Source organism: Umezawaea sp. (assembly GCF_036375055.1).
In the GTDB taxonomy this organism is placed as follows: domain Bacteria; phylum Actinomycetota; class Actinomycetes; order Mycobacteriales; family Pseudonocardiaceae; genus Umezawaea.
This window is the reverse complement of record NZ_DASUSQ010000177.1, coordinates 1-9,806: the sequence shown is the minus strand read 5'-3', so window position 1 is coordinate 9,806 and position 9,806 is coordinate 1. Positions and strand designations below refer to the sequence as shown.

The 9,806-nt window shown below is 73.9% G+C and carries 2 protein-coding genes; both read right to left on the bottom strand.

All coding sequences use genetic code 11. The features are described 5' to 3' along the window. Window positions 1-5,304 (bottom strand): amino acid adenylation domain-containing protein (locus tag VFZ92_RS41330; RefSeq protein ID WP_330883482.1); only part of this gene is annotated, 5,304 nt, incomplete at its 3' end. Window positions 5,305-5,311: 7 nt separating this feature from the next. Beyond that, the coding region (locus VFZ92_RS41325) for an amino acid adenylation domain-containing protein (protein ID WP_330883480.1) at window positions 5,312-9,806 on the bottom strand (4,495 nt) is incomplete at its 5' end.

Sequence of the window (9,806 nt, the reverse complement as noted above, 5' to 3'; positions counted from 1 at the left end):
CGCGTGGAACGCCTCCACGTCCCGGCTGACCGCGTACGGCACGACCACGAGACGGCCGCCGGTGGTCAGCGCGCCCCACATCTCCCAGACGGAGAAGTCGAAGGCGAAGCTGTGGAACAGGGTCCACACGTCGTCCTGCCCGAACGGCAGGCGCTCGCGCACCCCGCGGATGAGCCGCACCACGTTGCGGTGCGTCACCGTCGTCCCCTTCGGACGACCGGTCGACCCCGACGTGAAGATCACGTAGCAGCCGTGGTCCGGCTGGACGGCCGGGAGTTCGACGTCCCCGGCCTCCGCCGGGTCCGCCAGGTCGACCAGCTCCCACGGTCCACCGGGGACGGACGCGGCCGTCGCCGCGTGCACGACGACCAGCGGGGCGCCGACGTCGCGGAGCATGAACTCCAGGCGGTCGGCGGGGAACGCCGTGTCCAGCGGCACGTACACGCCGCCTGCGCGCAGCACGGCCAGGCACGCCACCACGGTCTCCCACGACCGCTCCAGGTACACGCCGACGCACACCTCGGGGCCGACGCCGAGGCGGCGCAGCCGGTGCGCCAGCAGGTCGGCGCGGTCGGTCAGCTCCCGGTAGGTCAGGGAGGTGCCGTCACCGGTCAGGGCCACCGCGTCGGGCCGGGCCGAGGTCGCCGCCGCCACCAGCTCGTGCACGGTCGTCGCGCCGGGCACGTCCACCGCCGCCCGCGACCACGCCGCCACCGTCCGGGCCTCCCGGCTCGGGACGAGCACGGCCGTCGGGTGGTGCGCGGAGGGGTCGGCGGTCATGGCGCGGAGCGCGCGCAGGTGGTAGTCGCGCAGCAGGACGGCCTGCTCGCGGGTGAGCTGGCGGGTGTCGTACTCCAGCTCCAGGCGCAGCCCGTCGGCGCCCGCCTCCCGGCTGACCGAGACGAGCAGCGGGAAGCTGGTGCTGGTGGACCCGGACGGCCCCTGGTCGGCGGCGTCGAGGTGCCACGACCCGGCGCCCTCGGCGAGCCCGCCGAACTGGTGGAAGTCGTTGTAGACGAAGCCGACGTCGAACAGGGACGTGCCGCCGAGTTCGCGCTGGAGCGCGGCCATCGGGTAGCGGCGGTGCGGCAGGACGTCCCGCTCGGCCTCGAAGACCGCGCGGGCGAGGTCCTGCCAGCTCCCGTCGGGGAGCGCGACCCGGAACGGCAGGGTGTTGAGGAACAGACCGCGCACCTCCGCGCCGTCCGCCTCCTCCAGGCGGCCGTGGAACGACAGACCGGTGGTCACGTCGCCGCCGCCGGTGACGGCGGAGAGCACGCGCAGGTGCGCGGCGAGCAGGACCGTCTTGACCGGGACCCCGGCCCGGCGGGCGAACGCCTCGACGTCCGCGCGCAGCTCGGCGGGCAGCCCCGTGACGAGCGAGCCGTGGCCCAGTGCCTCGTCGCGGTCGTGGCGCTCGCCCGCGACGGTGTCCCCGAGGCCGTCCGCCGTCACCGACCAGCGGGGCAGCGGGCTCCCGTCGGTGCCCGCCAGGCGCTCGCGCCAGTACCGCCCGCTCTCCTCCGAGGCCAGGGCGGCGCGCTCGGCGGCGATGAAGTCGCGGTAGGACGAGCGGAGCGGGACGGGGTGGACGTCGTGCCCGGCGAGGAGGTCGTCGTAGGTCGTGCTGATCTCGGCGAGGGTGGAGGTCAGGCTCCAGCCGTCCAGGACGGCGTGGTGCTCGGTGACGGTCCACTGGAAGGCGGTGTCGGACAGCACGTGCACGGCCATCCGGCACAGCGGTGCCGAGGTGACGTCCAGGGAGGTGCGCCGCTCGACGGCCAGGTGCTCGTCCACGGTCGCGCGCCGGGTGTCCTCCGGCGTCCCGCGCAGGTCGACGACGGAGAGGGGGATCTCGGCCGACGGGTGCACGAGCTGCACCGGCACGCCGTACCGGCTCATGTCGAACGAGGTCCGCAGGACGGGGTGCCGCGCGGTGACCAGCGCGAGCGCGGCGCGGAAGCGGGTCTCGTCGAACGCTCCGGTCAGCCGCAGGGTGTGGACGTTGTGGTACGGCTTGCGCTCGGGGTCGCGCTCCATCTCGTAGACCATGCCGACCTGGAGCTCCGCCATCGGGTAGGCGTCCTCCAGCCCGTCCGGCAGCAGCGCCCTGTCCTCGTCGGCGAGCACGGAGAACGGCTCGGACCGCGGCGCGGCGTCCACGTCGTCGAGCAGTTCGGCGGCGAGACCCGCGGGCGTCGGGTTCGCGAGCATGGCCGCCAGGCTCGCGGTCAGCCCCGCGTCCCTGACCTCGCCGAGGACCTGGATGCTGCGGATGGAGTCGCCGCCCAGGTCGAAGAAGTTGTCGTGCCTGCCCACCCGGTCCACGCCGAGGACCCGGCACCAGATCCCGGCCAGCAGCTCCTCGACCGCGCCGACCGGCGGCACGTACTCCTGCGCCACCTCCGGGCGCGACTCGTCCGGGTCGGGCAGCGCGCGGCGGTCGACCTTGCCCCGCGCCGTGAGCGGGAGTTCGTCGAGGAACACGAACAGGCGCGGCACCATGTACGTCGGCAGCCGCCGTTCCAGCCACGCCCGCACCTCGCCGGTCAGCGGCGTCGTGCCGTCCACGACCAGGTAGGCCACCAGGTCGACGCCGACCGTCGTGTTCGCGCGGGTCACGACCACGCAGTCCCGCAGGCCGGGGAGGTCGCGCAGGGCGGCCTCGACCTCGCCGAGTTCGACCCGGTACCCGCGCACCTTGACCATGTGGTCCACGCGCCCGAGGAACTCCACCCGGCCGTCGGCCGACCAGCGGCCCCGGTCACCGGTGCGGTAGAGGCGTTCGCCCGCGCGGAACGGGTGCGGCAGGAAGCGGTCCGCGGTCAGACCGGGCTGGCCCAGGTAGCCGCGCGCGAGGCACGGACCGGACACGCACAGCTCGCCGGGCGACCCGATCGGCACCGGCATCCCGGCGTCGTCGACCACCCACACCTGCGTGTTCACCAGCGGCACGCCCAGCGGCAGCGCGCCGGCGGGCACGTCACCGCGCCGGAACGACCCGCAGACCGAGAACGTCGTGGTCTCCGTGGGCCCCCAGCAGTTCACGACCTCCAGGTCGGGGCAGCGCTCCAGGATCCGCGCGACGTGGCCGGGCGACACCGTCTCGCTGCCGGTCAGGACCCGGCGCAGGCCGTCGAACGCCTGCGGCTCGTGGTCCACCAGCAGCGCGAACAGCGAGGCGGTCGCGTGCAGCACCGTCACGCCCGACTCCGCCACCCACTCCGCGACCTCCCGGGGCCCGTACCGCACGGCGGGGGCCAGCACGAGCCGCGCGCCCGCGACCAGCGGCGCCCACACCTCGAACGTCGACACGTCGAAGGAGGCCGTGGCGATCTGGAGCAGCGCGTCGTCCGGCCGCACGGTCGTGGTCCCGCCGCCGTGCAGCAGCTCGGTCACGTTGCGGTGCCGGGCCACCACGCCCTTCGGCTGCCCCGTCGACCCGGACGTGAAGATCACGTAGCAGCCGTGGTCCGGCCCCGCCCCGCCCGTGGGGTTCTCGCCGTCACCCGACTCCACGTCGCCCACGTCGAGCACGCGCCACGGGCCATCGGGGACGCCGCGCGCGGCCTGTCCCGCGGTGAGCACCAGCGGGGCGGCGGAGCGCTGGAGCATGAACTCCAGCCGGGCGGCGGGGAAAGCGGGGTCGAGCGGCACGTACAGGCCGCCCGCCTTGAGGACCGCGAGCCAGGCGACGACCATCTCGACGGACCGCTCGACGCACACGCCGACCGCCGTGTCGGGGCCGATGCCGAGGTCGCGCAACCCGTGCGCCACCCGGTTCGCCCGCTCGTTCAGCTCCGCGTAGGTCAGCGACACCTCGCCCGACACCAGGGCCACCGCGTCGGGCGAGGCCGCGACCCGCTCCTCGACCGCGCGGTGCACGGGCGTCGGGGGCACGTCGGCCTCGTTCGCGTTCCACGACTCCAGCAGGGCCCGCTCGTCCGCGCCGAGCAGCGGCACCCAGCGGTGCTCGGCGTCCGGGTCGGCCACCATCTCGGCCAGCACCCGCGCGTAGTGGTCGCGCAGCACGGCGACCTGCGCGGCGGGGAACGCCCGCGCGTCGTACTCCAGTTCCAGGTTCAACCCGTCGCCGCCCGGTTCGCGGACGAACGCCACCACCAGCGCGAAGTGCGTGCGGGCGACGTCGCCCAGCGCCTCGTCGTCGCCCGCCCCGGCGATCTGCTGGAAGTCGGTGTAGACGAAGTTGGTCTCGAACAGCGGTGAGCCGCCGAGTTCGCGCTGGAGCGCGCCCATCGGGTAGCGGCGGTGCGGCAGCAGGTCGTTCTCGGTGGCGAAGACCGCGCGGACCAGGTCGCGCCAGCTCCCGTCGGCCAGCTCCACGCGGAACGGCACGGTGTTGACGAACAGGCCGCAGACGTCGGCGCCGCCCTCCTCCTCCAGCCGCCCGTTGGCGGTCAGCCCGACCACGACGTCGCGCGAGCCGGTGACCAGGCTCATCGCCTTCACGTGCGCGGCCAGCAGCACCGCCTTCACCGGCACCCGGCACGAGCGGGCCAGCTCGCGCAGCCGGGGCGGCAGGTCGGCGGGCAGCGGGCTCACCAGCGAGCCGTAGCCCCGGTCCCCGTCGTGGACGTGCCGCTGCCCGGCCACCTCGGTGGCGGTGGGCAGCACCGGCCGGTCCGAGGGCCAGCGCGGCAGGCGGCTGTCCGGGAGCTCCGCGAGCCGGTCGCGCCAGAACCCGGTGCTCTCAGCGGACTCCAGCGCCGCGCGCTCGGCGGCGACGTAGTCCCGGTAGGTCGAGCGCGGCGGGGCCGCCACCGGCTCCTCGCCGACGAGGAGGCCCCGGTACGCGTCGGTGATCTCCGAGACGACGGACGCCAGGCTCCAGCCGTCGAGGATCGAGTGGTGCTCGGTGAACGTCCACTGGAACGCCTCGGGCGACAGGACGTGCACGCCCATGCGGCACAGCGGCGCGACCGACAGGTCCAGCGGCGTGCGCCGCTCGGTGGCCAGGTGGTCCGCCAGCGTCGCTCCCCCGTCCACCACGGTGATGGGGACCTCGGCCCTGTCGTGGACGAGCTGCATGGGCTCGCTGAACCCGGACAGGGCGAACGAGGTGCGCAGGACGGGGTGCCGGGCGACGACCGCGGCCACGGCGCGCCGGAAGCACGCCTCGTCGAACGCTCCGGCCACCTTCAACGTGTGCACGTTGTGGTAGGGCAACCGCTCCGGGTCGCGCTCCATCTCGTAGACCATGCCGACCTGGAGCTCCGACATGGGGTAGGCGTCCACGAGCCGGGGCGGGTCCTGCGTGATCACCGCGTCGTCCACTGCGCTCATCGGGTCGTCACCGCTCGCCGGTCGTGCGCGCGGCGAGCAGTTCGCGGTCCCGCTCCGACAGCATCGCGAACGGCGATGCCGTGGCGGGCACCGGTTCCGCGGCCTGCCGAGGCTCGACGACCTCGCTCAGCGCCCGCACCGTGGGGTGCTGGTTCAGCTGCTGGAGACCGACGACGAGCCCCTTCGTCCGCGCCTGCCCCACGACCTGGATGCTGCGGATCGAGTCGCCGCCCAGGTCGAAGAAGTTGTCGTTCCTGCCGACCCGGTCCACGTCGAGCACGCGGGACCAGATGCCCGCCAGCAGCTCCTCCACCTCGCCGACCGGCGGCACGAACTCCTCCGCGTCGTCCTGGCGCGTCTCCTTCGGCTCCGGCAGCGCGCGCCGGTCGATCTTCGCCCTGGGGGTGAGCGGCAGCTCGTCGAGGAACACGAACAGGCGCGGCACCATGTAGGACGGCAGCCGCTGCCCGAGCCACGTCCGCAGCTCGCCGGACGTGGGGGCGACGCCGTCCATGACGGCGTAGCCCACGAGGTCGATGCCCGCCGTGGTGTTGGCGCGGGTGACCACCACGCACTCGCGCAGGTCGGGGTGCTCGCGCAGGGCCGCCTCGACCTCGCCGAGTTCGACGCGGTACCCGCGGACCTTGACCATGTGGTCGGTGCGGCCGAAGAACTCCACCCGGCCGTCGACCGACCAGCGACCCCGGTCGCCCGTGCGGTACAGGCGTTCGCCCGCCCGGAACGGGTGCGGCACGAAGCGCTCCGCCGTCAGCGCGGGCCTGCCGAGGTAGCCGCGCGCCAGGCACGGGCCGGACACGTACAGCTCGCCGGACGAGCCGACCGGCACCGGCAGCCCTGCCTCGTCCAGCACCCACACCTGGGTGTTGACGAGCGGGGAGCCCAGCGGCAGCGCGCCGGACGGCACGGTCCCACGCCGGTACACGCCGCAGACCGAGAACGTCGTGGTCTCCGTCGGCCCCCAGCAGTTCACCAGCTCCAGGTCGGGGCAGCGCTCCAGCACCCGCTCCACGTGCCCCGGCGACACCGTCTCGCTGCCGGTGAGGAAGCGGCGCAGGCCGTCGAACGCCTGCGGCTCGTGGTCGACCAGCAGCGCGAACAGCGACGCCGTGGCGTGCAGCACCGTCACGCCCGCCTCGACGACCCACTCCGCGATCTCCCGAGGCCCGTACTGCACCGGCGGTGCCAGCACCAGCCGCGCGCCGCCCACCAGCGGCGCCCACACCTCGAACGTCGAGTTGTCGAACGACAGCGGCGCGAGCTGGAGCAGGGTGTCGGTCGGGTTCAGGGTGAGGAACTCGCCGCCGTGCAGCAGCTCGGTCACGTTGCGGTGCCGGGTCACCACGCCCTTGGGCTGGCCGGTGGACCCCGACGTGAAGATCACGTAGAAGCCGTTGTCCAGCGCCGCGCCGCCGTCGAGGTTCCCGTCGTCGCCGTCGGCCCACAGCGACTCGTCCACGACCACGACCCGCCACGGGCCCTCGGGCACGCGGTCGACGGCCCGCTCGCCCGCCAGCACCAGCCCGGCGGAGACCTCCCGCAGCATGTAGGCCATGCGCTCCACGGGGAACTCGGGCTCGACCGGCACGTAGACGCCACCGGCCTTCAGGACGGCCAGCAGGCTGGTGATCATGCCGAGCGAGCGGTCCTGGCACAGCGCCACCGGGACGTCCGGTCCGACGCCGAGGTCCCGCAGCCGACGGGCCAGCCGGTTGGCCCGCGCGTTCAGCTCGCCGTAGGTCAGCGAGGTCCCGCCCGACTCCACCGCGACCGAGTCCGGCGACGCCGCGGCGCGCTCCTCGAACATCCGGTGCACCAGCACCGGCGGCACCTCGGCCTCGTTGGCGTTCCACGACTCCAGCAGCCCGCGCTCGTCCTCGCCGAGCAGCGGCACCCACCGGTGGCGCGCCTCCGGGTCGGCCACCATCTCGGCCATGACCCGCAGGTAGTAGTCGCGGTAGAGCAGAACCTGGTCCGGGGTCAGGACTTCGGTGTGGTAGTCCATCCCGAACAGCAGGCGGTTGGAGTACGGGTTGCGGATCACGCCCACGTTGAGCGGGAAGTTGGTCGGCTCGGCCCGGTCCGTGGTGAAGCTGTCGATCTTGTCGTCCGCGATGCGCATGAGACCGGGGCCGAAGGCCCTGTCCAGCACGTGGAAGTGGTTGTGGACGAAGTTCACCTCGAACAGCGGCTCGCCGCCGACCTCGCGCTGGAGCGCGCCGAGCGGGTAGCGCCGGTGCGGCAGGAGTTCGCGCTCGGTCTCGAACACGGCCCGCACCAGGTCGCGCCAGGTGCCGTCGGGCAGCTCGATGCGGAACGGCACGGTGTTGAGGAACATGCCGCGCACCTCGGTGCCGCCCTCCTCCTCCAGCCGCCCGTTCGCGGTGAGGCCCACCAGGAGGTCGGACGTCCCGGTGACCAGGCTCATCACCTTCAGGTGCGCCACCAGCAGCACGGCCTTGAGCGGCACGGAGCACTCGCGCGCCAGCTGCCGCAGCCCGTCGCACAGCTCCTCCGGCAGCAGCGTCTCGACGGAGCCGTAGCCCTGGTCGGGGTGGTGCTCGCGCCACTCGTGCTCCTGCGCGCGGCCGGTCAGGCTGGTCGGGCGGTCGGCGGGCCAGCGGGGCAGGCGGCAGTCCGGCCGGTCCCCGACGCGGTCGAGCCAGAACCCCCGGCTCTCCTCGGAGGCCAGCGTCTCCCGTTCGGCGGCGATGAAGTCGCGGTAGGCGGAGCCGGGCGGGGTGAGCACGGGGTCCTCGCCCGCCAGCAGCCGCTGGTACACCTCGGCGATCTCGGAGATGGTGGAGTGCAGGCTCCAGCCGTCGAAGATGGCGTGGTGCTCGGTGATCGTCCACTGGAACGACTCGTCGGTCAGCCGGTGCAGGGCGAAGCGCAGCAGCAGGGGCTTGGAGTGGTCGAACGGACGGCGGCGCTCCGAGAGCACGTGGTCGTCGAGGAGCTGGTCCCTGGTGGCCTCGTCGTGGTGGCGCAGGTCCTCGACGGTGAACGGCATCTCCGCGGTCCGGTGCACGAGCTGCATCGGCTCGCTGAAACCGCTGAGGTCGAACGAGGTGCGCAGGATCGGGTGGCGCGCGACGACCCGTGCCGTCGCGTCGCGGAAGGCCGCCTCGTCGTAGGGTCCGACGATCCGGAGCCCGTCCAGGTTGTGGTACGCCCGGCGCTCCGGGTTCAGCTCCATCTCGTAGACCATGCCGACCTGGAGCTCCGCCATCGGGTAGGCGTCCTCCAGGCCCTCCGGCAGCAGCGCCCTGTCCTCCTCGGACACCAGGGCGAACGGTTCGCGGACGACGGGCCCGGTCCCCGTGGCGGTCACGGCCTCCACGCGCGTCGCGAGCCCGGCCGTGGTGGGGCTGCGGAACAGGTCCTGGAGGTCGAAGGAGAGCCCGCCGTTCCTGGCCTGGCCGAGGACCTGGATGCTGCGGATGGAATCGCCGCCCAGGTCGAAGAAGTTGTCGTGCCTGCCGACCCGGTCCACGCCCAGCACCCGCTGCCAGACCTCGGCCAGCGCCTCCTCGACGGCGCCGACCGGGGCGACGTACTCCTGGGCCAGCTCGGGGCGGACGGCCTCCGGTTCGGGCAGGGCCTTGCGGTCCACCTTGCCCTGCGGGGTCAGGGGGAGCTCGTCGAGCGTCACGAGGTGCCGCGGCACCATGTAGTCCGGCAACCGCTTGCGCAGCCACGCGCGCAGCTCGTCCGTGGACGGCGCCTCGCCGTCGGGCACCAGGTAGCCCGCCAGGTCGGCCTGGCCGTCGGGGCCGGTGCGGGCGACGACGGCCGCCTCCAGCAGACCGGGGTGGGTGCCCAGGACCGTCTCGACCTCACCGGTCTCGATGCGGTAGCCGCGGATCTTCACCTGGGCGTCGGCGCGGCCGACGTACTCCAGCCCGCCCCGCGCGTTCCAGCGGCCGAGGTCGCCGCTGCGGTAGAGCCGGGCACCGGCCCGGCCGGTGCGGTGGTCGGGCACGAAGCGCTCGGCGGTCAGCGCCGGGAGCCCGGTGTAGCCGCGGGCGAGGCCCGCGCCGCCGACGTGGATCTCGCCGGTCACGCCGATCGGGCAGGGGCGGCCGTGCGCGTCCAGCACGTGCACGCTCAGGTCGGGCAGGGGGCGGCCGATCTGGCTGAGGTCGCGCTCCAGGTCCTGCTCGCCGAGGGCCAGGTACGTGACGTGGACGGTGGTCTCGGTGATGCCGTACATGTTCACCAGCAGCGGGGCGGTGTACCCGTGCCTCGACGCCCACCTGCGCACCGACGGCCGGTGCAGGGCCTCACCGCCGAACACCACGGCCCGCAGGGACAGCTCACCCGCCGACTGCTCGTCGACCGTCTCGAACTGGCGGAACGCCGACGGGGTCTGGCTCAGGACCGTCACGCCCTCGTCGCGCACGAGCGCGTGGAACGCCTCCACGTCCCGGCTGACCGCGTACGGCACGACCACGAGACGGCCGCCGGTGGTCAGCGCGCCC